Annotated in this window: 22 protein-coding genes; all 22 read right to left on the reverse strand. The window is 36.8% G+C overall.

The annotated features are described in order from the left end of the window. Positions 1-147 precede the first annotated feature (147 nt). Positions 148-2,472 (reverse strand): exodeoxyribonuclease V subunit alpha, encoded by a 2,325-nt coding sequence (gene recD, locus BTO11_RS12105; protein WP_181135896.1) that lies wholly within the window; start codon positions 2,470-2,472, stop codon positions 148-150. Beyond that, on the reverse strand, positions 2,465-6,682 hold the full coding sequence (gene recB / locus BTO11_RS12110) for an exodeoxyribonuclease V subunit beta (RefSeq protein ID WP_105052847.1): 4,218 nt from the start codon (positions 6,680-6,682) through the stop codon (positions 2,465-2,467). The genes recD and recB overlap by 8 nt, the downstream gene beginning before the upstream one ends. Positions 6,683-6,687: 5 nt before the next feature. Beyond that, positions 6,688-10,779, reverse strand: coding sequence for an exodeoxyribonuclease V subunit gamma (gene recC, locus BTO11_RS12115; RefSeq protein WP_105052848.1), 4,092 nt, complete (start codon positions 10,777-10,779; stop codon positions 6,688-6,690). A gap of 281 nt (positions 10,780-11,060) precedes the next feature. After that, a complete protein-coding gene (locus BTO11_RS12120; RefSeq protein ID WP_105052849.1) occupies positions 11,061-11,747 on the reverse strand; it encodes a hypothetical protein in 687 nt (228 codons plus the stop codon). Positions 11,748-11,865: 118 nt separating this feature from the next. Continuing rightward, on the reverse strand, positions 11,866-12,117 hold the full coding sequence (locus BTO11_RS12125) for a hypothetical protein (protein WP_105052850.1): 252 nt from the start codon (positions 12,115-12,117) through the stop codon (positions 11,866-11,868). 165 nt (positions 12,118-12,282) lie between these two features. Next, positions 12,283-12,561: a hypothetical protein gene (locus tag BTO11_RS12130; protein ID WP_146105488.1), complete on the reverse strand. Its 279-nt coding sequence runs from the start codon at positions 12,559-12,561 to the stop codon at positions 12,283-12,285. A 115-nt stretch (positions 12,562-12,676) separates the two neighbouring features. After that, on the reverse strand, positions 12,677-14,290 hold the full coding sequence (locus BTO11_RS12135) for a P-loop NTPase fold protein (RefSeq protein WP_105052852.1): 1,614 nt from the start codon (positions 14,288-14,290) through the stop codon (positions 12,677-12,679). 112 nt (positions 14,291-14,402) lie between these two features. Further along, positions 14,403-14,783, reverse strand: a complete 381-nt coding sequence (locus tag BTO11_RS12140; protein ID WP_105052853.1) for a hypothetical protein — start codon at positions 14,781-14,783, stop codon at positions 14,403-14,405. Positions 14,784-14,891: 108 nt separating this feature from the next. Beyond that, positions 14,892-15,299, reverse strand: coding sequence for a DUF7684 family protein (locus tag BTO11_RS12145; protein ID WP_105052854.1), 408 nt, complete (start codon positions 15,297-15,299; stop codon positions 14,892-14,894). 120 nt (positions 15,300-15,419) lie between these two features. Continuing rightward, positions 15,420-15,668, reverse strand: coding sequence for a hypothetical protein (locus BTO11_RS12150; protein ID WP_105052855.1), 249 nt, complete (start codon positions 15,666-15,668; stop codon positions 15,420-15,422). Between the two features lie 117 nt (positions 15,669-15,785). After that, positions 15,786-16,073 carry a hypothetical protein gene (locus BTO11_RS12155; protein WP_105052856.1) on the reverse strand — a complete coding sequence of 96 codons (288 nt, stop codon included), beginning with the start codon at positions 16,071-16,073 and terminating at the stop codon, positions 15,786-15,788. Between the two features lie 511 nt (positions 16,074-16,584). Further along, complete coding sequence (locus tag BTO11_RS12165) at positions 16,585-16,953, reverse strand: tetratricopeptide repeat protein (RefSeq protein WP_105052858.1); 369 nt, start codon at positions 16,951-16,953, stop codon at positions 16,585-16,587. A gap of 109 nt (positions 16,954-17,062) precedes the next feature. Further along, complete coding sequence (locus tag BTO11_RS12170; RefSeq protein WP_105052859.1) at positions 17,063-17,737, reverse strand: hypothetical protein; 675 nt, start codon at positions 17,735-17,737, stop codon at positions 17,063-17,065. Positions 17,738-17,856: 119 nt separating this feature from the next. After that, on the reverse strand, positions 17,857-18,345 hold the full coding sequence (locus BTO11_RS12175) for a hypothetical protein (RefSeq protein ID WP_105052860.1): 489 nt from the start codon (positions 18,343-18,345) through the stop codon (positions 17,857-17,859). 118 nt (positions 18,346-18,463) lie between these two features. Further along, positions 18,464-18,748, reverse strand: coding sequence for a hypothetical protein (locus BTO11_RS12180; protein ID WP_105052629.1), 285 nt, complete (start codon positions 18,746-18,748; stop codon positions 18,464-18,466). 101 nt (positions 18,749-18,849) lie between these two features. Then, a complete protein-coding gene (locus BTO11_RS12185; protein ID WP_105052861.1) occupies positions 18,850-19,260 on the reverse strand; it encodes a hypothetical protein in 411 nt (136 codons plus the stop codon). A 117-nt stretch (positions 19,261-19,377) separates the two neighbouring features. Next, positions 19,378-19,701: a low molecular weight protein tyrosine phosphatase family protein gene (locus BTO11_RS12190; protein WP_105052862.1), complete on the reverse strand. Its 324-nt coding sequence runs from the start codon at positions 19,699-19,701 to the stop codon at positions 19,378-19,380. Between the two features lie 778 nt (positions 19,702-20,479). Next, positions 20,480-21,253 (reverse strand): hypothetical protein, encoded by a 774-nt coding sequence (locus BTO11_RS12195; protein ID WP_105052863.1) that lies wholly within the window; start codon positions 21,251-21,253, stop codon positions 20,480-20,482. A gap of 45 nt (positions 21,254-21,298) precedes the next feature. After that, positions 21,299-21,664, reverse strand: coding sequence for a cupin domain-containing protein (locus tag BTO11_RS12200; protein ID WP_105052864.1), 366 nt, complete (start codon positions 21,662-21,664; stop codon positions 21,299-21,301). A gap of 148 nt (positions 21,665-21,812) precedes the next feature. Further along, positions 21,813-22,592, reverse strand: coding sequence for a penicillin-binding transpeptidase domain-containing protein (locus tag BTO11_RS12205; protein WP_105052865.1), 780 nt, complete (start codon positions 22,590-22,592; stop codon positions 21,813-21,815). A gap of 38 nt (positions 22,593-22,630) precedes the next feature. Next, positions 22,631-22,951, reverse strand: a complete 321-nt coding sequence (locus BTO11_RS12210) for a hypothetical protein (protein ID WP_105052866.1) — start codon at positions 22,949-22,951, stop codon at positions 22,631-22,633. An 80-nt stretch (positions 22,952-23,031) separates the two neighbouring features. Then, a complete protein-coding gene (locus BTO11_RS12215) occupies positions 23,032-23,463 on the reverse strand; it encodes a hypothetical protein (RefSeq protein ID WP_105052867.1) in 432 nt (143 codons plus the stop codon). Positions 23,464-23,488: the final 25 nt, after the last annotated feature.

A 23,488-nucleotide genomic window follows, 5' to 3' on the forward strand; every position in this document is an offset into this window, starting at 1 on the left:
GTTGTAAGGCTGTAAGGTTGTAAGGTAAAAGTTTAGGTAAAAGTTTAGGTAAAAGTTTAGGTAAAAGTTTAGGTAAAGAAAAAGCCTGTTTATTTTTTAGTAAACAGGCTTTTTTATAGTGTTATTTATCGCTTTGCTTATAGATGATTATTTTAGATTTGCTTTTAACATCAAGCTCAAGCCTGACTGTCTTACGGTTGCCTTGTTTACTGCTTGCTGTATTTCCTGTGCCTGACCAAACAATGTAAATTGTTTTTTCGCTCGGGTTAAGCCGGTATACAAAATTTCTTTGGATAAAATTTTATTGTTTTGATTTGGCTCTGGTAACACCAAAGCAACATGACTGAATTCTGAACCTTGGCTTTTATGAACTGTCATCGCGTATACGGTTTCGTGCTTAGGCAAACGTTGGCAAGCTACCGTTAATACTTCTCCGTCGGCTTGGATGAAATACGTCATTAGCTGTTTTGTAATACCATCAATTAACTGTAAACCAATATCGCCATTGTATAAGCCCAAGTGATAGGCATTTTCTGAGATCATAATTGGTCGGCAATGATAATGCTGCTCGTATTGATTCACCAACCTACGACTAGCAAGTCGAGTTTTGATATGACGATTAATTCCTTCTATACCGTGTTCACCATCTTTAACACAGGTTAATATTTGAAATTGCTGTAAGTGATTAAATAACTCGTTTAATACACCTCGGCTTTTAGTAGCAATGTTTTGCGCTTGTCCACTATCTGTTTTAATGTCCGTTTGAAGGTCACTAAAGGCTTTGGCTTTTTCAATTAAGGCTAATTGATGTTTAAAACTGTGCTCTATTAATAAGTGATAATTATCCAGCTCTGGTTTTATCCAGTTGAGTTCACTGGCCGCCAACTTCTGTGTATCTGTGTTGGCGTGCTCAGATAACAAGCTAATGACTTTATGGCTATTACCTAAATTGATTTCAGTGGCTAAACGCCCTATTAAACCTGCTGCGTTAAAACGATAACTCTTTTTGAGTTCTACCACTAAGTTTAACGACTGAGTTTCCGGCCTGCACAGTTCAGATAAAACATTGCCCGTTTCTACCGACGATAGCTGTTGTTTATCGCCTAACAAAATAACTTGAGCGTGTGCCGGTACGGCAGATAGTAATTTACTCATTAAGCTTAGGTCGACCATAGATGCTTCATCCACAATCAAGACATCTAAAAACAGCTTATTGTTTTCATTATAAGCAAAATCATTTAAACCTTGCGGCTTAAGTAATCTATGAATAGTGACTGCCTTGTTGGGAATTGAGCGTTTAGTCTCTTGGTCTACGTCTATATTTGTCAGTGAGTTACTAATAGACTCTGCCAAACGTTGTGCCGCTTTCCCTGTTGGTGCGGTAAGTTGAATGTTTAATCCGCTTTTTGAGTCATGAGGTTTATACAATTGCACTAACGCAGCTAAAAGCTTAACCACTGTGGTTGTTTTGCCTGTACCTGGACCGCCTGAGATCACTGAAAAAGACTTAGTTATTGAATTGATAACCGCTTGTTTCTGCCAGTCAATCTCGTTACTTGTAGTATCAAGCTGTTGGCTTTGCGGAAATAACTCGGCCACAGTACTTTCAACTTGCTCATTGCTAAGCGCATCAAACCAATATAACTGGCTTTTAGCCGTTACATTAGTACTTATATTTAAGCTCGGGTTTTGGCTAATAAACTTAACCACTGAATGCTCGTAATTGAAATAACGACGCATGTACAAACATTGTTGAAATAACACTAATGGTGTTTCGTCATGTAATAGCTCTATATGCTGAGGCTCTGTATGCTGTGGCTCCTTAGCTAAAGCGCTTTTACTTTCAATCAAACCACTTTGATCTTCAACTAAACCGCTGCGCAGTAGAATATCTTGCATGTCTGTATTGGTAACTGCACATTGGGCTAACACGTTTTGAGTTAAGCTGTGACTTTGCAGCTCTGGTGCTAACCAACCAAAAGGTTGCGCTAAATTAATAAGCTCTAAGTTTAAACAAGAATCTTGCAAACTCATGTCGTAACTTAACTTGGCCGACAGTAGCAAAATCAAATTGATCTCGGCTCTTGTTAAAGCAGCGTGAGTCTGTGCGCCTGATTCAGAGATGATCACCAGCTCGCCATACATAAAACAAGCAAAGTGATAATCCATAGACTGAATAACTTGATGTTGCTTTAACAACAGCAGCCATTGTAACGTTTCTGGTAATTCTCGGTTGCCTAAATGGTTGCCGGTTTTATTGCTGTTTGTGTCGCTGTTTGTGTCTATGAGTGTGCTATTACCTGAATCACTTGCTAGATCACTTAAATCTATGGTTTTAGCTTTACCTTGTACAAAATCCAGACCCTGTACAAAAATAGACGTGTCGGCAAACCATTGTTTAACTTTCTTGGTTGTCGACGTTGCTGCAACCTGGCTTTGTGAGCTTGTATTTGTATTGTTGTTATCAGTCAAAATCAAACCCCATTTGTGGTACTGCTTTTGTTTCGGCTTCTGCAGGTACGGTTTCTGTAGGTGCGTTTTCTTTAGGTGCAGAGTCGATTTGCACATCTACTGCTTCAGTAGTCTTCGCTGTGGTAATGTTTTCTGCGGAAATGTTTCCTGCGGTATTCGCTGCTCTATCCACCGTTATGCTTTTTACTGAGTTTTCACCTTCATCATTTAACGCAGAATCCAAATATTCAATCACATCTTGTTTGATGTTCATTGTGTAAACGCCTGTTTGATCTTGCTCTGTGTCTTTGTCATTCATGCCACGTAAAAATAAATACATAGCACCACCAACATGCAGATTGTAATCGTAATCTTGTAAACGGGTTTTTAACCAACGATGTAATGCCAAGGTATAAATTAACGCTTGAATTTCATAATGATGATCGGACATGGAAACGGCTAAATTAGCTTGTGTATACGAGGCGAAATCATCACCTAAAAAGTTAGATTTATAATCCACCACATAATATTTACCTTGATGATGTACCGTTAAATCGATAAAACCTTTAACAATGCCAGACAATCCAGCTGGTTCTGCATCATTTTCTAAAAAGTGACCAAAGTGTACAAATTTCAAGCCCATCATACGTAACGCGTTACAAATAACTTCTGAATTAAGACGGTTGAAATTAAAGTAAAACTCCATTTCAACCAGACAGTTAGCTTGATTTATATCGGCTAATGACCAACTTATCTGGTTACCTACCTCAACTTGGTTATGCGTTACTGTCGCGTTTGATATTTGCTCAGTTAAACTGCAATTTATAACTTGTTGCATCCATTCAACCGCAACAGAGAGCCATAAAGTGTCTATTCCGTATCGGGTTAATCCAGACTCTACAACATCCGCTTGTTCTGCTATTGGTTGTTGGAAATTAACATTCTCTAAAATCCAATGTAAACAAGTACCAGCGTTGGCTCCTTTGGGAAATGAGAATCGATTCAGTTCTGGTTCTGGTTTTAATTCAGGTTCAGATTTAGCTAACGTGGCTGATGTTACAAAAGCTACAGAAGCTTGTTCGTCCGATAATCCAGCCACCCATATATCGTTAAGCTGTTCTTGAGCAATACTTACAGTAGCTATTTTGTCCGTTTCAAGAACCTTTGTATTGTCTAAATGATGTGCCCCGGCCACTAATGACGAGTAACTCAGCATTTTCCAGTTGTCCTTTACGTCACCGGTAAACGGGATAAATTGTAGTTGTGCGTTATGGTCATTCTGTAAGTTCACACCTGCGTGTTTAGCTTGGTTAAACTGCGTGACCAATAAGTCTTCCGCCAATGAAGAGTAAGTAAAGCAAGTTCCTTGGCTGTTTTCAGTGCTAACAAAACGTTCACAGGTTTGCTGTATTAAGTCATTACTTGGTTTTTGATCTGTGGCTAATTCGCCTAGCAGCAATTGCCCTATCCCTGTGTTATCAAGCACTAGGCGTTTATAACCATCTAACAAGTTGAATACACCAATCACCAATTTATAAATAGGTCTGGTCATGGCAACGTACAACAAACGTAAGTCTTCGGCTAAACGTTCGCCCTCTGCTTGTTGTAGCTCTTGTTTACGGTTATCAACTCGATACGTTAAGCCCTGTTTATTTGTTAATTCATTTGTTTTATTCGAGGTATAAATGGCCGACTTAGCCGCTTTAAACTCGCAGACAAAAGGCAAATATACAATTGGATATTCCAGGCCTTTAGAAGCGTGGAGCGTGGCTATCTGTACTAAGTTGCTGTCAGACTCCAACCTTAGTTGTTGATCGTCTGTGGCGTCACTCCAGTTATCCTCAGAGATAACTTGTTGTTCAAACCAATGTAATAACTTCTCAACACCTGCATGCTTAACCGATTGCTGCTGTATAAGCTCTGACAAATGGCGTTGGTCGGTGATTAACCTTTCGTATTCGGTTGGTTCCAATAACTGCCAATTTGATAATGTGTCGGCTTGTAAAATAATGTATTCAATAGCACTCGATATTTGGCCGTAAGCCCATGTTTGATGGGCATTGTAAAACCATTCTAGGTGTTGCTGCCATAAAATAGGATCGTGTTGTAGGGCAAATAACTGCTCTACGTCGTAGCCAAAAAAGCGAGTTGCACAAGCGGCTCTGACCTTTTGCTCGTTAAATGGTGAGTTGATGGCCATTAACAAACGTAACAAGTCTTTGGCTAATGCGGTTTTAAATATGTTGTCTCGGCTAATAAACACAGAGCGGATATTCAATTGCGCTAAGGTTCTTTTGATCAAGCCTGCTTGATTACGGTTTCTAACCAGAACACAGATATCATTGGCTTGCACAGCGCGGGTTTTACCTGATTTGTCGATATAGGTCTTGTTCTCGCTCGCCTCTAACAAGGTTGTTTGAATTTGAGCCGCACACCATTTTGCCAATAAACCTTCAGCTTCTGGGCCTTTAAAGCCTATTTTATCTGAGGTTGCAGTGTCTGGCAGTAAATGGCAAAACATCAGCTGATTATCATCTACGCCATTACTCACCAATCTATTTGATGGTGATTGCCCTGCTGATACCACTTCAAATGGGATCTCTTTTTGTTTAAAACCTTCTTCACTTTGCACAAACACTTGGTTAACGGCGTTGATTAAATTTGGATGCGAACGCCAATTGGTGGCTAACGTGTAATGCTGTGTCTCTGGCAAGTCTTGTTTAGCCTGGATATACGTGAAAATGTCAGCACCACGGAATTTATAAATGGCTTGTTTAGGATCGCCAATTAAAATCATATTGGACGGCACTTGTAACAACTCCGAGCTGCCATTGTCAGGCGTACTTTCAACCACATCTGAGTTGTAAATGGCGTTAAAAATACCGTATTGAACTGGGTCGGTATCTTGGAATTCATCAATAAATGCAATTGGATACTTAGTTCTAATAGCGTTTAACAATAGATCATTGTTATTTTTCTCAGAATCGCCTGCACCAGAATCTGGGTTAATTGCGCTTAATAATTGAGTAAGTAAATCATCTGGATTAATGATCTGTTGCTCATTTTTTATTTGCTGAGCACGTTGTTCTATATAGCCTTTAGCTAATGTTAACCAATAACTTTGAAAGCCACCGTTTTTAAGTTCGTGTTCAACTTGCGCCAATTTATCGATAACCTGGCTAATAGGATGATTTAGTGGCTCTGCCTTTGCAGTGTAGTTTTTGCTGTTATTAAGCGAGTCTGTGCCCCACAAAGACCAATCGTCGTCTTTTAAAAATGGCGGGAACCAGTCATCTGACTGCATAAACTCAGTTAATAAAGGAATTCGTTTGTAGATTTTACCCGTCTTTTTTAGCTGTGCGTCTAACAATATTTTAGAAAAGTCGGCTTTTTGCCATTGTTGTTTTAATGTCACGATTAACGATTGGTAATCGTCCATCAAGGCACGGTAAGTTTGTTCGTTCACCTGTGGTGTTAATACGATGCTTTTGCCTAATACGCTAGCAATGTCTTTGTATAAGACATCTGGTGTACGCCAGTTTTGCTGAAACCACGAGAATTCAGCGCCATTTAGCCCAACGACAAACTTACGCCAAAAGTCGTACAACGCCCCTTGTAAAACGGGCTTGTTGTCCATTTCAAACTTTTGCTCAAAACTAGAGTTGGTTTCAAAAGCAAATTGCTTAATACAACGGTGGCAAAAACCATGAATGGTAAAAATAGAGGCTTCATCAATTAACGTAATAGCGTTTTGCAGTCTGTGATACGCGTATAATATCGCTTGTTGTTTTTGCTCTAGCTCAGAATCTGCCTGCTCCTTGTCTTTTTCAGTACTAACTGAAGGAGAAAGAGAAGCAGACGCGTCAATCCAACGTACAACAAAGGTTTTTAATAACTCAACCAGGTTGCTATCCCAATTACTATAAAAGTTGCTATCAAAATCGTTTGAGCCTGATTCTGGCTCATATAACGCCTTAGATAACAGAACTTGCTGCGCTTCCAATAGCTTCTTTCTAACTCGGTCTCTGATCTCTTGCGTAGCGGCTTCAGTAAAGGTGACCACTAAGATTTGTTCTATCGACTTAGGTCGTAAATTTGGCTGACCATCCACTAAACCTAACAAGGCACGTAGATACAAAGTGGTGATGGTGTAGGTTTTACCCGTACCAGCACTGGCTTCAATTAATGCATTTTGATCAAGCGGTATAGTTAATGGGTTTAATATATTCATAATATTCACTCCGCTCCTTGATCTTTTGAGACGCCTATTAAAGGGCTTGTTCGGCTTGAGTTAACTTCTGAACCAGCAGCCAACGCGCCTTTAACATCGCTAAGTACTTTATTGGCTTTCCCTTCTTGGTACTGCTCAAATAGCTCAGCCAAGTTAAGCTCAGACAATTGATAAAAGTTATCATCAAAGTCTTCTAATTTTTTCAGGTGTTTAGCAGCGTACTCATCATCTGTTAAGTTTCTCGCACTTAAGCTGAAGGTACTCGGTGTTATGTGTTTGGTCACTGTATTTTGCAAACTTAACTCTGACGCCCCTGCTAGTTTTTCTTTAAACCAATCAAATGCTGGGTCACTGTGCCATTTCAACATTTTGTTTTGTTGTTTGTATTGTACAAATACGCTTACCCAAAGTGATAACGCCTGTTGAGCTTGCTGCGGCGTTATTGGCTCAAACCAGCCCAATGTATTGTCATTACCAATTAATACGGTTGTAGAGCCGTCAAAGGCCGCACATTTGCATAAATGCGTTAACCAGGCAGATAACTTATCTGAACTTCTTATTCTGCCGCTACGAACAAACAAACTGGCTTGTTGCCTATTTGACGACATAGTGGACAAACCATTACCAAACACAAACCTTTCTATGGTCGCTTGTACTTTTACCTCTATCACGCTTTGAGTTGCCTGACTCGTACTTGGTAATTCAAGCTCAATAATACTTTGCTTTTTAACGAGTTTGGCTTGTTGCTTTAATGACTCATCAGGATCTAAGTTAAGCAAGTCTTTCACTAAGTTAACTATGTCTGCACTTTGCTGTTGATAAGCATTGAGTACCGACTCGCCCCACTTTTTAGCTGGGTAATTACCAGAGCGTAAGTACTTGTCGTTAGCAAAGTGATTATCTTGGTCAGTGTCAGATGCATCAGAAAAAAGCAGTTGCTCTAATAAAGCTGACTGATTGGTATATTTTTGTAAACCGTCATGCTGAAACACTTCATGATCGGATAAGGCGTCGTTATTAAAGTCGAGTTTAATGTCTAACACTCTACGATAAAAATACTTAATAGGATGACGCCAGAACTCGATTAAGTCATTTAGCTCTACAACTTCATTAAAGGACGCATCATTAACTGGCATCTCATTAACTGGGCTCTCATTAACTGGGCTCTCATTAAGTGAACTAGCACCAAGAACACTTTGATCTTTATTTATTTTTATAGGATCAAAGCCTGATCTAGTTTGATCACCGAGATCTTTAATTGGATCTTTAGGGCTGTTTTTGTGATCAAACTGATCGTTTTTCAGATCCTGTCGATCTTGCGGACGATCAAAGTGATCCTCACCTATTCCCGCATTGTCTAGTGTGTGTCCGTAGTGGTCACTCACTGTACTATTATCTTTTGCGTTATTTTGTGTTTCACAAACGTCAAACCAACGCTTAGAGTATGATTTATAAGGCTTATTTTGATTGACCGTTAAAAAGTACTCTTTGTTAAATGGTTGTAGTTTATGCTTGATTAACACACGATCAACCACTTGATCTGTTACTTGAGTAGCGTTTAATCCTTTATCCTTTGAATTGTCGACAATAAACGACTGCTCTATGTAGTCGATCAATTCCGACAAAATCACCGACGGCATTAAGCTCTGATTATTTTTTACCGACTGCCCTATAAAACTTAAATGAAGTTTATTTCTGGCTGAACTTACCGCTTCTAAAAATAAATATCGTTCATCTAATTTTGGTGAACGGTCACCTTTTCTCGCGTTATTTAAGCCAACTAAGTCAAAACTGATTGGGTCAACATGACGAGGATAATCTCCGTCGTTTAAACCCAAAATACAAATCACTTTAAATGGCACTGAACGCATTGGCATCAAAGTACAAAAATTCATGCGCCCTGCCAAAAATCGTTGAGCTACTCCACTCTCACTTAAATGCTGTGCAAAAAAGTGATGAACTAAGTGATAGTTAAATTCGCCAGTAAAATCTCGGTCATCCAAATACACAGTTAATTGTGCAATAGCATTCCTAATTTTTTGAATGGTGATCTCGTCGAGCTTTTTCTGATATTCAGTTTGATGCTCACCGTCTTGACCATTGGCACTTGAGGTGAACTCGTCCAGCGTAAACAAATGCGTAACAAACTGTTCAAGTAACTCGGTCCATTGTTCAATGGATTTGTCACCTGATAGAACCTGTTCTAATTCGCTTATAAAACTAAAGTAGTTTAATAACTTACCCAGAATGGCTTGATTAAGCCCTTCTATTTTTTGGTAAGCCAAAATGTTATTCCATAAACCTTGCTCACCCAACGACACACCAAGCACCATACGTTTTAATCCGTACACCCAAGTGTTTAAGTCAATCTCAGGTAATTGCCATTTGGTTTTGTGTTTTGCGTCTTTCGCCCATTTGATTTGGCTTTGTTCAATCCACTGCTTGATTAAATTAATATCCGCCTGGCTCAGCTTAAAAGTGGCCATAACTGCAGGTACTTCAAGGTGATCAAACAACTCAGAAACAGTAAAGCGCGACGAAGGCAGCAGTAATAAGTCTACAAAAGTGTTTAACAGTGGATTTTCTTCTAAGCCACCACGGTCAGAAATAGTAAAAGGTATGTTTTGTTTGTGCTGGCTTTTCTGTTTGTCGAAAGACTTACCAGCAGACTTTGTATCCACCGACTTAAAAACCGACTCAATAAAAGGCGCGTATTGATTGACGTCTGGCACCATAACCAAAATATCTTTTGGTAATAATGTTGGGTCTTGCTCTATCCAACCTAATAATTTGTCTTTTAATACTTCCAGCTCACGAATTCTGCTGTGGCAGTTATGAATAAGTATTGAGTCGTCGTTTTTATCTAATAGTACTTTGCCAAAATTTGAGTTGATTTGCTCTGGCGATAGAGGTGTTTGTTCGCCACGATATTCTAAATTTAAAATATCGTTTTGTACTTTCTCTAAACTAGTAAAGTCTTTAGATTCAGCGTTTAATGGTGAGACATCAATAAAAAAGTCACGTATTTGAATGTCTGAATTGGTTAATACATCTAAATAATCACGGCCAACTTTACCCCAACTGGCAAGCAGTGGATTACCCGTTACAAAATAGTCTTCTTTATGATTGATATTTAGCTGAGCTAATTCTTGTTGTTTGCTGTTTAAGCGCGCAATAGTTTTGTCACTTAAAATGTCACCCCAATACTGACTACACGGATTCAGCCATAAAATTTGCACGTCAATATGCTCTGACAATGCCGTTAATACTTCAAGCTGGTGGGTCGGCAACGTTGAGATGCCAAAAATAAATAGTCTATGTAATGGTTTTGGTAAAGCATCTTTTAATTGTTCTGTGCTAATTTTTGCTAATTTTTGCAACAACAACTTATGCATACTGGCACGGTGCAACGGACTTTGCTGTTGTTGGTCGGTAAATTCTACTAAGGCTTGCCACAAAATTGGCTGCCATTGCTGGCCTTTTATATCATCCCCCATATTAGTGTCTTCAATGGGTAAGTCGGTATGACCTTGTTGCCAGTGTTTTAGCCAATGTGGGCGATACATTAAATAATTGTCGAATACGTCAGCCACTTTTTCTGCTAACTGGAATAACCTAAGTTGCTCGTAGCTAGTTAGTTCGCTTGAATTATATGCTTTGGATTTATATGTATCAGTAGATGCTGAGTGTGTTGATAAATTAGCTAATCTGGTCTCAAGCTCAGAGTCCACCGATATTGGTTTTTCTGTATTCAAATAATCGTAAATAGATTTAAATTCTGGCTTGTCCAAATGCTGGGGTAAAAGTTGATACAACTTCCACGTCATGCGGTCTTTATTAAACGGACTTTGAGCCGGAACGTCAGGCAATAAATGCTGATACAAACGCCAAATAAAGCTACTCGGTAATGGAAAGTCGATATTAGCGGCAATGCCATTTTGTTCGGCTATTTGCAGTTTTAACCACTGAGACATACCTGGACTGTGCACCAAAATTGTCTCAGGTGCTAACGCATTGTCACTGGCTGGGAATTTAATTTGAGTCGCCAGTAGAGTAACTAAGGCTTCTAATCTATTTGATTGATATAGGTTTAACATTGAATGCTAAGAAATCCATTTGTTATTATTTTAACGCTGATTTGTATAGTAAGGGATCTTTTATCAATGTGGGAGTGTTTTATAAAAGGAATCAGATGGAAAAAGTAAACAATGAAGTTATAAATCACCTCTTACTGCATAACTTGCAAAGCCTTAATAAAGTCTAAGGGTTTGGTTTATTGAGCTTAGGTTTATCGAGCTTAAGTTTTATTGGTTTGATAACAGATAATTAGCAAAGATCCCTATTTGAGCCAGTGAGTGGTTTTCCGATGACTTGTTTGTTAGCTTCCATTGCAGCTATTTTCCCACTCAGTAAAAAGTGCTGTTACAGCTTCTGATATATCCTCACGCAAATGCATATCCTGCGCCTGAACCTTATACTCATAATAAATTGATTTATATTCAACGGTTTGAGTACAGCTATAACTACCAGCTGCCTCTAAACAGCTACCTATATACCAATCGTCAGGGAGTTTTGTTTCAGGTTTCTGCTTTGGCGGGTATTTTACAAGGTGCCACATAAATAGTGGTTTATGATATTGGTAAACCCTAGTTAATGGGAGAATATTGTCTTTTTCAATAAAAACACTCTCGCTTTCAGAATAGATATTCCAAGCCGAACTTGCCATGCCCTTCGGGTTACCTATTTGAGATTTTGCATAAGCCAAGCCGGTTAAAGAATGTTCAAAATTAACATTGTGAATATTTACATGACTTATCGTGTAATCAGGTACCTTCTTTTTTATCTCAGAAGCTGGAATGTAAATTAAATCTTGCCCATCTGAACTATCAAGTTGATCAGATATAGGTGCCAAAATAGCACTTATAAATGAAGTGTCTGGAGAGTAGCTTGCCGGATAACAAATTAAAGTTTTATCAAGTTTTACTTTTCTCAGCCCTTCGCCATAACTTAGATGACAAAATCCTAAGAGAGTAATAATAACTGCACTATTTAAAATTTTACTCATAACATCCCTGAAAGCTTAGGCTTTGCTAAGCGGAAAATAATGGTTGGCTAAAATTGCGAGGAACGATCGCTAGCCAACTGTTTAGCGCCCGTTTGAAGTTCTTGTTAGGGAGAGTTTGCTATGTACAAGCATTGATAATTAACTCCCTTATTTGTGCCGATATATTGCTATTATTATTCGCAATACTCAATAGTAATTCTTTGTGGTTAGATGCACAAACCTGTTCTAAAAGTTGATCACAATCGCTTTTACGCATATGAGTTAATGCTTCAATTATTTCATTAACAGGTTCCCATCGCTCTCTTGGATGCACCTTTTCATTGAAGCATAAATCTAAATTTTTTAAGATTAATTGAATACTAGATTTCATCTGGGACTTCCATTTTGAAATTCTCTTGGTCTTGGCATGGCAAAACACTCAATGTATCAATATAGGTACAATTAAGTTTAGTGCAGTCTAAAAAACTGTCAAATTAAGATGGTTGGCCATGTTATTCAGTAAATTTTCCCTCTTGATTGGCTTGTTATAAAGCAATTACTCACAAGCCTTAATTAAACTAGCATGATACTCAGCAAGACTATTAACTTTATTAGATAATTCTGAGTTCCAATCTAGGCTATCAACTGCAAAACGAAGTAAAGACTTAACACTATTATTTACCTCTTTTGCTGACGTTGATGAATGGCAATTATAAGATAACTTACTTAAGTGGTTTACGAGATACCAGCTCTTAGACTCTTGGGCAGGATTAGTTGACTTAAGCTCATTAAGCAAATCATCAATTTTACATACAAAACTTTTATATGACGCCATAGTTACCATGCTTTATAACGCCGCGTTAAGCGGACTAAAATTGTGGGTTATAATGTGTAGCGAAGCGAAACGTAACCCACTGTTTTAGTTCCGTTTAAACGCCTTGGTATACGATTTAATCGTCAAGCTTCATGTTAAAGAAATGAGTGATTCTGTAATGGTCGAGTTTACTTCTTTCAGACACCCTACGTAAGGCTTCATGTAAACTCCTCCCAAATACATCTCTAGGTTTATCTCCCTCAGTTGGGTTAAATATCCCCATACTTTCACGAACAACCCCTAAAAGGTCACTGTTATCATCACTAACTAGGAATTCAAATATTTCATCAACACTATGATTTCCTAAATACTCTTCATCTTCAGGGTTCCACCCACGATTTTTAACTATTTTAGATAAAACAGCATAAATTGAATGGTGTTGATTAAAATCTTTCTCCTTATCTTCAATTTTTTTAATTAAGTCTTGGTTATTTGTGATGTGCTTCAGTTGTTTTATTAGCGCAGGATCATCACAATCCATTTTCAATACGACATATTTATCTATCCATTCACTTTTCTTAAACTTATCTTTAAGTTCATTTAATGTATCTAGTATTGGGTGCAACTCTCTAAGGGAAACTGAAACTAAATGTTCTTCAAGGAAGCCTTCCAAACCTCGGATGACATCATCGCTTGTTGATAAGAAATTGTTATTATAGAAACCCCAAACCTCTGTTAATTTTGATGAGATATTATTCTCAAGTTGCCTTTGATTAAGAGCAAGTACATTTTTCTTGAATAAATCCTCATCCATCCAGCCATCTTCAATATAATTAATAATCTCGGCTTCATGATCGGCATAATAGATATAGCCCAATGAAGAGATACGTTTCTGTAGGTTTTTGTCACTATCCTCTTTATCAGATAAGTAACTAAATACACGTTCAATTTCACTTGCTCTGATATTGATGCTTGGCTCATGGTGAACATATGTAAGAATTGCAATTGTACTAAGAAGATCAAATTTAACAGCATCTTCTGAATCCTTAATAAATTTCATTAACCCATTAAGATTCCACTTTATATGTTTGATTATCCTTATATTGTTTAAATTCTCAGATTTAAATGTGTTACATATAAGGTCTCTACATGAATGATGATTAAACTCTATATCTATATTATTAACCGATTTAGGTGAGTACTCTAACTCCAAATCAATCACTTTTTCCCTGTATCGGTCGATTTCTGTCTTATCTTCTTCATTCAAAGTATCATCGTTGAATATCAATACAATTTTACATTTACTTGATTCACTTAGGTTAGAGACATAACCAAGTAAAGTAGACATTGATAATTTTTGAGACTTTCTTTCTAAATCATCTATACAAATCAGATAATCATTAACCAATGAATTCTCAATGGCTGACATAGCATTTGCATACTTTGAAACTTGTGGAATATTTTTTGCGATATTTCCGACTTTTTTTAAGTTTGATTTGATCGTAGAAGAGTTAGTGTCAGACTTCATTGGTCTAGCATTATAGAAGACGCCAGATTGTAGTTCTTTTAAACCATCCAAACCAAATAAAGATATATAAGAGTAGTTAGAGAAATCTAGTGAATTTGAATGATTTTCTACAATTTTGTTCCATTTAAAAGTCTTTCCTACCCCCCATTTCCCCTTAATTACTAACACCTTTTTCTCATCATGTTTGAGAAATGAAACTACGTTTTCTTCGAAATTTTCCATAACCCCACCATAAATTGTATAACGCCCGCCTAACACTCAATGTGTTGGCGTGGCTTTTTGCGTTGTTTGCCAAAACCGTGACAACTAATCATTTTCGGAGTTTAGGCGCTTGTTAGTTGCTTTTTGCAAACTGCCAAAAGTCTCTGTTTGCGAATAAAACCCAATTTAAACTTTTTGGTACCATATAGAAGTAAAGAATTTCGGTAGAGCTTTGAAAAGCATTAAAGTTAACCCAGTTTAAATCTAGCTGTTCAGTTAATCTTTTAGTTAAACCTGAGTCTTTGTATATGCGTTCGAAAGACTCAAATACAAACACAGTATCATTATTTTGAAACTCTGATAACTTTGAAAAAACCTGATTAAACTGTTCTTCAGATAACCAAGGTTCCAATTCTGAATTGGAGTTTTTAGTGATTACCCAAGATTTAGAAGTAAGCTTTAATTCTTGGTCATTTTCAGTATCGATAATCGATTTCAAATCATCAAAATTCAACTGTGACTCCTAAGCCAACTAACGCCCTAATAATGGGCAATAAATTGTTGGCTAAAATGTTGAGGAACGAAAACAGCCAACTGTTTTTTGTCCTTATTAATTAGCTTGTTAGGTGGCATTATACACAGACCTAAATTCACTTTCCTTATTGATTGAACTGAGATGTACAATAATGGGATTAAGTTCATGGTATCTATGGAATGCACTGAATTTCGAAAACTCAAACACCTCAAATAACAATTCATCATCATGCCAAGTGGTGAGAACAAGTGACTCATCTGGAATTTCAGCATTTTCGAATTGTGCGATGTTAGCCAAATCAACTGATGTATCCCATGAACTTGCCTCAACCCCCCAAGCCATCATATATAGACAACCAGAATCGACCAACCACTTACTAATTTGATTTTGGCGCAGTTCAGAAACTTCTTCCTCTACTACAACGATAGATTTGAACTTGCCAAAACATGAAATATCTGGAAGTTCACATAAACCGGAAAGTTGAACATACTCCATATGACACCTAACGCCTCAATAAGAGGCCAAGTTAAGCTTGGCTATAATCCGTGAGGAACGAACGCGAGCCAAGCTTGACGCGTCCGACTTTATTGACTTGTTATCTAGCCGATTGCTAGATTAAAACGCAAACCCCATTAGAACCACAATGACAATAAATATCACTAAAAACCATAAGCCAATCTTATGGTTACTATCTTGTTGATCAGAATGCGGAACATGTAACTTCTCGATTATTTCTCCGTTACTCATTCCTTTGCAATGAGTACATGTTGTGTCTTCCAACAAATACTCCAATCCGCATCGGTTACATCGCATTGTCTCTCGAGGTTGAACATGAGTTCTTCCACCGATGTTAAAAATTCGCATAGATATTCTTAGGCTATATAACGCCCGCCTAACACGCAATGTGTTGGCATGGCTTTTTGCGTTGTTTGCCAAAACCATGACAACTTTACATTGTCGGAGTTTAGGCGCTTGTTATATTTATGCGCCTGAATATTGCCATAAATTATCAATACGACTGGATAGCATCGCTATTTGACTTATACTCGCAGGTTTATTTAGCAAGCTAATAATCTCTTGATAATTATTAACAATTTGCGTGGTTTGAACAGTACGTGTGCTCTGTTGGCTCAGGATATAGCTGCGAATAATTGACAATAGAGCTTCCATTTCTTGTTTATCTTCGTCCGACAAAGTATTTTGACAAAAGTTTTGACCAAAATCTTTAAGTCTACAAATACCGCTTTTTAGATCGACGTCAGTATTCATCAATTCTCCATTAAAATATAACGCCCGCCTAACACGCAATGTGTTGGCGTGGCTTTTTGCGTTGTTTGCCAAAACCATGACAACTTTACATTGTCGGAGTTTAGGCGCTTGTTATATGACTATACTTATTGCTTCTTAAATTTATGGGAAAAGTAACCGCATACCAGTGAAAGCAATAAACTAAGTAGCAAATATATTTTTACATTACCATCCCAACGACTCGTGAGACGAGAGTATTCGGGTAAGCTAATACAACTTTGGATTTCACTGTTTTCACAAGAATACAGTATGTTAACAGCTTCGGTTGCAAGATCGATTTGGCTACTAGCAAGAAAAGTAAAATAAATACTTAGGCCTACTGCAATAGCAAGAATTAAACGGGCTTTATAGTTCATATACCAAATTCCATTTAGTCATATAACGCCCGCCTAACACGCAATGTGTTGGCCTGGCTTTTTGCGTTGTTTGCCAAAACCATGACAACAAAACATTGTCGGAGTTTAGGCGCTTGTTATATGGATAATTGCTCATTGATACTTTGAATATACTTATCAGAATCTTCTTTCCACATTGGCTCAGATTTAGATATATCTTCAAAAGTGCTTTTAGCTTCTTCCAACTTTCCAGTCTTATATAGTGCACGAGCTTTTGCCCATTGAAAACTGGATTCCCCCGGAAACTTTTCTATGTAGCGATCAACATTATCTAAAATTGCTCTTTGGTCGCCGGAACTATCCCAGTCTGAAATTCTCGTAGCAAATTTATCAAGGATCTTAGGAAACAATGAACGCTTTATATTTAATCCAAAAGCAAATATAAAAAATACTAAAAAAACACCAAACAAATAAAACAAAATATTAATTTTTTCATCCACACTCATAGTTTACATATCCATATAACGCCCAAATAACGGGCTTAAAAAGCTTGGCTGTGTTTTGCGACGAAGGAGCTTAAGCCAAGTTTTTTCAAGTCCTTCGTTGATTTGTTTGTTATATGCCATGTTTCTCCACATGCAAAACAAATTTGTCAGTTAGCTGAGATAATGCTGCTATTAAAGCCTTTGTTTTTGCTTCATCTCCCCACTCAGAGCCATCTCCGGCATATGGGCTAATTGCTACTAATCTAGACGCACCTGCAGAGGATATGGTTAATACATTTGTATTATTTTTCGAAAATGCACCTTCAGTTACAACTATTTGTTTACCTGTGACAGGGCAAACCATCATTAGAGTACTAAAACAAGCTACGCCATAAGGAATCATTAAAGCATAAAGCGCAGAGTTCATTTCAGTCGACGCTGTACGTATTTTAAGGTCAAGACTAATTTGAGTCCGCTCGTCATTTGAACCGTATATTTGATCAAGAGTATTTTTAAACAGTTCATTAAGTTGATTTTTTAACTCGGGAGCGTTACGCCATTTTGCAGGCTCGGTTTCAATGTCGACATTCGAAATTTTAACCAATGGAAACCAATGAGCAGTATTAGGATGTTTTTCTCGAATTGATTGCACCAACCGATTAGTTAACTCGGTTTTATTGCGTTCTATCCAATCAGGCTGAATGTAAAAATATTCCCCTGTATTGAAGTTGTCAGGAGCTGTAGATTTAAAGGAAGTACAACCTAAAAGAGATATGATTGTATAAATTACTATAATTACACGCATGGCTGTCCTTAATGGCATATAACGCCGCAATAAGCGGAAAATTATAGTTGGCTATAATGTTTGAGGAACGAAAAACAGCCAACTGTAAATTTTCCGTTTGATTGCCTTGTTAGGCATAATTAATGCCCAACCCCATACTTAAGAAAGATAGCGAGAGCCCAAGTGGCTACAAAAGTTGCAACATACACTTTATTAGAGTTTAAACTGAAAGATAGTGGGTTTGAATTTATTAAAGAATATAATTTTTTGCGGTCGTCAAATAAAATAGCCAGTAACATACAAAGGAAAACAGCATTGATGTATGGTGTACCTTCCCAACCAAGTGATATTGGAATTATGAAAATACAAACATGCATGGGTAGTAGCATCAAACTAGCAATTAAACGGAAACGACTTATAAGCAATAAGCCACCAATTACTGTTTGCATTATGGCTATGAAATAACCGAATAGACCTAAGCCATATTTTGATAATTCATCAATTAGCCACACAGGACCAATAATATTTGGAAAGCCAGAAATTAATTTACTTAACCCGGCAGAAAAATATATTATTCCGATAGTTACTTGAAAGATGGTTAGAAAATAATTCCATTTAATACTGCTCAAAACCTTTCCTTTATGCCTAACGCCCGCCTAACACGCAATGGTTGGCATGGCTTTTTGCGTTGTTTGCCAAAACCATGACAACATTACATTGTCGGAGTTAAGGCGCTTGTTATGAGTACTACTCTAGCATCATGGAAATGCCCGTGCATTTTTTGCCACACCTTCGAATTTCTCTAAGTATTTCATCAATCTTAGGCGATGTGGTTTTTACAATCGAACCATCTTTTAAATGCAATTCTACATATAAACTGTGCGCTTGAAATGCAGAATCCACATTTCCAGAGTTCAATATTACTATCGCCTCATCCCACGTTACAAATGCATCTCGCTTCTTGATATTAGTACTAGTACAAGAAACTAATAACAATGACGCTAAAATTAACCAATTTCTCATAGTACTCATAACGCCCGCCTAACACGCAATGTGTTGGCGTGGCTTTTTGCGTTGTTTGCCAAAACCATGACAACTTAACATTGTCGGAGTTAAGGCGCTTGTTATACGTACTATGGCAACAGATCCAAGTTGCATTCAACTCTTTGTTTGCCATTTAATGCACTGCAACCTTCCACTGGGTATTTATTTAAGAATTCGATGATTAGTTTATTTGTACGCAACGTTGGATAATTTACATTCATTTGATCACAGTATTGTCCCTGACATATTTGTCCAGAATCATAATTCACCAAAATACTCCAACGTAAATGATTTGGTATTTTTTCGGGGTGTTCTATTGAAGTTTCATAAAAATCAATCAGACGAGACGTCTGTAACTCCTCATCTAGTGCAAATTCAGTTAGCTGGTTTAAACTTTTAACTGTGTCTATCGTTATAGTGTATGTGTTAAATGCCGTTCCTATAAAGAAGCTAAGTACACACATTAAAATAACAAACATTGAGAGTATTAATTTTCGCATAAGTCCCTGTACGTATAACGCCCAATTAACGGGCAAAAAATGGTTGGCTAAAATAAGTGAACGTAGTGAACAAAAAGCCAACTGTTTTTTGTCCCTGTTTAATTTCTTGTTATGTGTTTAAGCACCAATGTATTGAGGTACTTTTTGTTTAAATAACTTAATTAGAGCTGGTTCCATATATTCGTAATTATCTGGAATACCTAAACAAATAACACGTTGTTCTTTTAAGTGTTCTTTAAAATGTGTACGCAGCTTCTTTTTCTGCGCTTGCTCCATAACAAAAATACAATCAGCCCAAACAACATCTTCAATGCCTAAAGGTATTTCTGCGTTGTTATTTAATCCTGCGGAGCGAACATTAACATTTGGTACATCTGAAAATACTGATTCAGCTGTAGGACTTCTTAACTTATTTTGGCTACATACAAATAGTAAATTCATCTACTTCCTAGAGAAACACATAACAGCTTATTAGCGCGAATTCCTGTTAAAGGAAGTTATCCACAGGCTGATTTATCACGCTTATAACCTTTTTTATTTATTAATGTTAATAACTTAGCAGGTGATGTGAGTATAAACAATCGCTTTTTTGTTTGGGGAAAACGAGCCATTTACATAACGCGCCGTGAATGGAGCGTTATGTAAAATTTTTATTTAAATAATTTATCGTAAAATCAGAAGCTTACTAAAAACCTCTACTTAATCGAGCCATATTTAAAATTACATAACGTGCCATGACTATGATAATCCACTAACCTTCACTTAAACCTGTATATGCACACAGTTAATTGATTGCTTTTTATTTTAGCGAAATTATTCAAAAAGACGCACTGCTTTTGCTTTTAACTCTCCATCTAAATATTCCCGAAATAAATTAAGTTTTCAAAAATATGAGACATTAATCCATGGATGGATGTAATTAGAACAACGCAGGACGCAGTTGTCGGGGACGTCGAGTAAGGGATAGTGTTTCACATCATGGATGATGAGATGTCATCAAAACAGGGATGCTTTACTAGATGACCAAAGAACGAATGCAAATATTAAGGCCACCCACTTTTAAAACTATAAATTTAGGTAGCTCGTTATTTTATTCAGTAACTATTAACTGAATAATATTAAGAAGCTTAAATGCTTCCAAAAATTGATATGGGTTCCTCTTTTAATTCTTTCGGCAACTACAATGCTGTGAAATTTACGAAAACGCTTATTTTACCTTTTATTTATCTTTCATCCGGCTGTAATTAGAAGCTTTAATTGAACTTAAGCGAACAAAGTTATCATAATCGATAAACTTAATTAGCTCATGTTTTTCATATTCACCTTTTTTATAAGACAAAAAATAGGTTGATTCATTGAGATCGAATGTGAAAAAATCAAATGGCATACCAAGGGCTCCTCCCTCAACAAGATCTTTATGAGTATGTACACCATCAAAGTCTTCGCCAAACATTAGATTATTATTAAACATAACCCTATAATCACCTTCCCAAGTACCGGTCAAAAACTTTCGATCGACATCAAAGCCTAATTTAGATTTGGTTTTTACTCTAAACGCTTTAGTATCAGAACCTATGAGTTGAATAGTATTATTATCAATAATATTAAATTTCATCTGTTTTTCATTTTCTGGAGTAAAGCTGAAATAACCGTCACCCTTCTCGATTATAATGGGAGATATTGCCGTTTCTGTACTTTCGTTTTCTGAGCCCCTAGCAGAAATATAAAAATTATTTTCAATAACGAATGCATCAAAATAAGTTATATCTAGCTCCTTATTTAAATGCTCTCTGATAAAATCATCGGTAAGAAAATCAGCCTTATCATGACTATCCCTATAACTAGACATTTCATTAAAAATTTCGTTGTAAACTTTATCGTAATCATAAAATGTCCAAACACCATTTATCTCGAAGTCAGTTTTTTTACCTGTGCAGGAAAATAAAAAAATGGATAATATTGTTATCAGTGAAACTTTTAAAATATTTTTCATATAGAACTCTTCTTAATAAATAACATTACCACCCACTTTAAATATTTACACCCACATATCATTTGGGGCTGTAAGTTCACTATCAGAATCACCTGTATTGACGACGCCTTTTGGCTCAACAAGCATGATTTTACATTCATTAACGGCTAAAGGTTTGTGCTCCATTCCTTTAGGTATGACAAACATTTCTCCTGAATTAAGCGTTACAACCCCTTCACGGAATTCAATATTGAGGGAGCCTTCAATTACAATAAACACTTCATCTGTATCAGGATGGTTACGCCAAACAAACTCCCCTTCGACTTTTGCTAATTTAAATTGATAATCATTCATTTCGGCGATAACACGTGGAGACCAATGATCGTTAAACTTAGTGAATTTTTCTTTAAAGTTGATGGCATCAAACTTCATTTTTGTCTCCATGTTTTTATGTTGTGCTAAACGTATTTAACAGCCGCTGATTTAGCTGAGTTATGGCTATTTATTGGGAATGATCACAAAACTTACTCTTTATAACAGTGCAGCTTATTAATAACCGCTCTGATTATTCATAACCGTGCTACTGAATAATATTCAGCTGTTTAAAAGCCTCTAACGTTAGTTTTTTTCTTAGAGGTAAATCTGAGTTTTGTTTTATCTCTAGATGATTGGCAAAAAACCAGGTTTGATTATTTGTTACAAGGTAGCCTACATACCAACCGTCTTTACCTGACCACCCTGTTTTTGACCAAATTTTTATCTTGCTATCACTTTTTGACAACATAATGCGTTTTAATGTTTGTATGTGCTTTGTTTGTATTGGTAGGTCTTCTGCAACTAGCTTTCGTAAAAATTTGATCTGCTCTTGCACTGTAATTTTTAAATCACCGGTTAACCAAAATTGAGTAATGTCATCACCCGTTAAGTAGTTTCCGTAATCAAAGTCTTTAAGGTATTTGTGGTACTTTACATGCCCTACTTTTTTGGCATAACGCTGATAACACCAAACACATGAATATTGAAAAGCGGTTTTAAGTGTTTGGTCTTGATTCCATGCTGCGTATTCATGCTCAGTGCCATCCCAAGTAATGATCTCAGATAGGTCTTTAATTAAACCTTCTTGTAATATGATCAATGTATTAGGGATTTTAAATGTTGAAGCTGGAACAAAGCGCTCGTTGTTAACGTTATATTGATATTTTATTTTGCCGTCTAAAGACTCAATGAGTATTGAGCCAGTAACGTTATTTTCTTTGTAAAGTTGTTCTATGCTTTTGTTTGTATTGTTTGCTAGAACATCCTCAAAACTATAAGAGTTTAGTGATAAAACGAGTGTAAATAGTAAGATTAAATATTTCATAATTTCCTGATGTTAATGTTATTAGAGGGGTTTTTACTTTAAAATAGTAAATTACTACTTTTAACGTAAAAATAGCCAATAAGAGCCACGCTTGCATATAAAAGTGTTTTTAATGACGTTAGCCAATTGTGCTTAATGTTAAATAAAGTAACTGCAATTGCAGATATAAAGGCACAACACCAGATAATAACAATCACAAAAGCAAACAGTAAATCTATTACATCGCCTAATCCATAAGCCTCTTCTGGTGCTACAGGTATATGTGGATATATTTGAGATCGATACACTAATCCGCTGAAGGCGAAAATGTGAATAAAAACCGCGCTAAATGCTAATAATTTATCGAACTTTGATTCCATTTATAAAATAACTCCAAGGTGTATCCATAAAAGCTTAAACCTTAGCTGGTTTAATTTACGTTTAAACAATCGCTGTGTGTTTAATTATTGTTTTTATTTGAATCTTTGAATGGGTCTGCAGCTTTAACTTGTAGCAGTTCTTCTTCGGTTAACATCTTGTAATCTCTTGGATAAGGCCAGCCGTAACCCCATCTAAATGGTGTTGGTAAATATGGATTACCACCTACTATTACACCAGCGAGCATAAGCTCTGCTATTTTGGGTTGCCCTACTTTAGCAACACAGTTTTTCAGTTCTTTGTCTGCTATTTCTTTTTGTTCGGCTGTACCACCTTGCCAATATGCGTAATCGTGTGCGGTGCAACAAGCTAACCACAAGTCTTTATGTTCAAGTGTTCCGTCGGGGAAAATACTGCAACCGTCGGATGTAAACGGCTTAAGTTTTTCAGCAAGCACGCTATTTGATGCAAACAGTGTTATTAATACAAAAATGAGAGTTAACGCGGTACGCATGTTCTTTTACAACCTAAAATTGATA

The organism is Psychrosphaera saromensis (genome assembly GCF_002954545.1).
Taxonomy (GTDB): Bacteria; Pseudomonadota; Gammaproteobacteria; order Enterobacterales; family Alteromonadaceae; genus Psychrosphaera; species Psychrosphaera saromensis.

Bases quoted from the DNA above. Each gene is read 5' to 3' on its own strand.
- BTO11_RS12200 (WP_105052864.1), bottom strand. From the start codon at position 21,664: ATGAAGTTTGATGCCATCAACTTTAAAGAAAAATTCACTAAGTTTAAC.
- BTO11_RS12150 (WP_105052855.1), bottom strand. From the start codon at position 15,668: ATGCGAATTTTTAACATCGGTGGAAGAACTCATGTTCAACCTCGAGAG.
- BTO11_RS12185 (WP_105052861.1), bottom strand. From the start codon at position 19,260: ATGCGAAAATTAATACTCTCAATGTTTGTTATTTTAATGTGTGTACTT.
- BTO11_RS12165 (WP_105052858.1), bottom strand. From the start codon at position 16,953: ATGAGTGTGGATGAAAAAATTAATATTTTGTTTTATTTGTTTGGTGTT.
- BTO11_RS12180 (WP_105052629.1), bottom strand. From the start codon at position 18,748: ATGAGTACTATGAGAAATTGGTTAATTTTAGCGTCATTGTTATTAGTT.
- recB (WP_105052847.1), bottom strand. From the start codon at position 6,682: ATGAATATATTAAACCCATTAACTATACCGCTTGATCAAAATGCATTA.
- BTO11_RS12120 (WP_105052849.1), bottom strand. From the start codon at position 11,747: ATGAGTAAAATTTTAAATAGTGCAGTTATTATTACTCTCTTAGGATTT.
- BTO11_RS12130 (WP_146105488.1), bottom strand. From the start codon at position 12,561: ATGGCGTCATATAAAAGTTTTGTATGTAAAATTGATGATTTGCTTAAT.
- BTO11_RS12135 (WP_105052852.1), bottom strand. From the start codon at position 14,290: ATGGAAAATTTCGAAGAAAACGTAGTTTCATTTCTCAAACATGATGAG.
- BTO11_RS12145 (WP_105052854.1), bottom strand. From the start codon at position 15,299: ATGGAGTATGTTCAACTTTCCGGTTTATGTGAACTTCCAGATATTTCA.
- BTO11_RS12195 (WP_105052863.1), bottom strand. From the start codon at position 21,253: ATGAAAAATATTTTAAAAGTTTCACTGATAACAATATTATCCATTTTT.
- BTO11_RS12205 (WP_105052865.1), bottom strand. From the start codon at position 22,592: ATGAAATATTTAATCTTACTATTTACACTCGTTTTATCACTAAACTCT.
- BTO11_RS12125 (WP_105052850.1), bottom strand. From the start codon at position 12,117: ATGAAATCTAGTATTCAATTAATCTTAAAAAATTTAGATTTATGCTTC.
- recC (WP_105052848.1), bottom strand. From the start codon at position 10,779: ATGTTAAACCTATATCAATCAAATAGATTAGAAGCCTTAGTTACTCTA.
- BTO11_RS12215 (WP_105052867.1), bottom strand. From the start codon at position 23,463: ATGCGTACCGCGTTAACTCTCATTTTTGTATTAATAACACTGTTTGCA.
- BTO11_RS12190 (WP_105052862.1), bottom strand. From the start codon at position 19,701: ATGAATTTACTATTTGTATGTAGCCAAAATAAGTTAAGAAGTCCTACA.
- BTO11_RS12170 (WP_105052859.1), bottom strand. From the start codon at position 17,737: ATGCGTGTAATTATAGTAATTTATACAATCATATCTCTTTTAGGTTGT.
- BTO11_RS12210 (WP_105052866.1), bottom strand. From the start codon at position 22,951: ATGGAATCAAAGTTCGATAAATTATTAGCATTTAGCGCGGTTTTTATT.
- BTO11_RS12155 (WP_105052856.1), bottom strand. From the start codon at position 16,073: ATGAATACTGACGTCGATCTAAAAAGCGGTATTTGTAGACTTAAAGAT.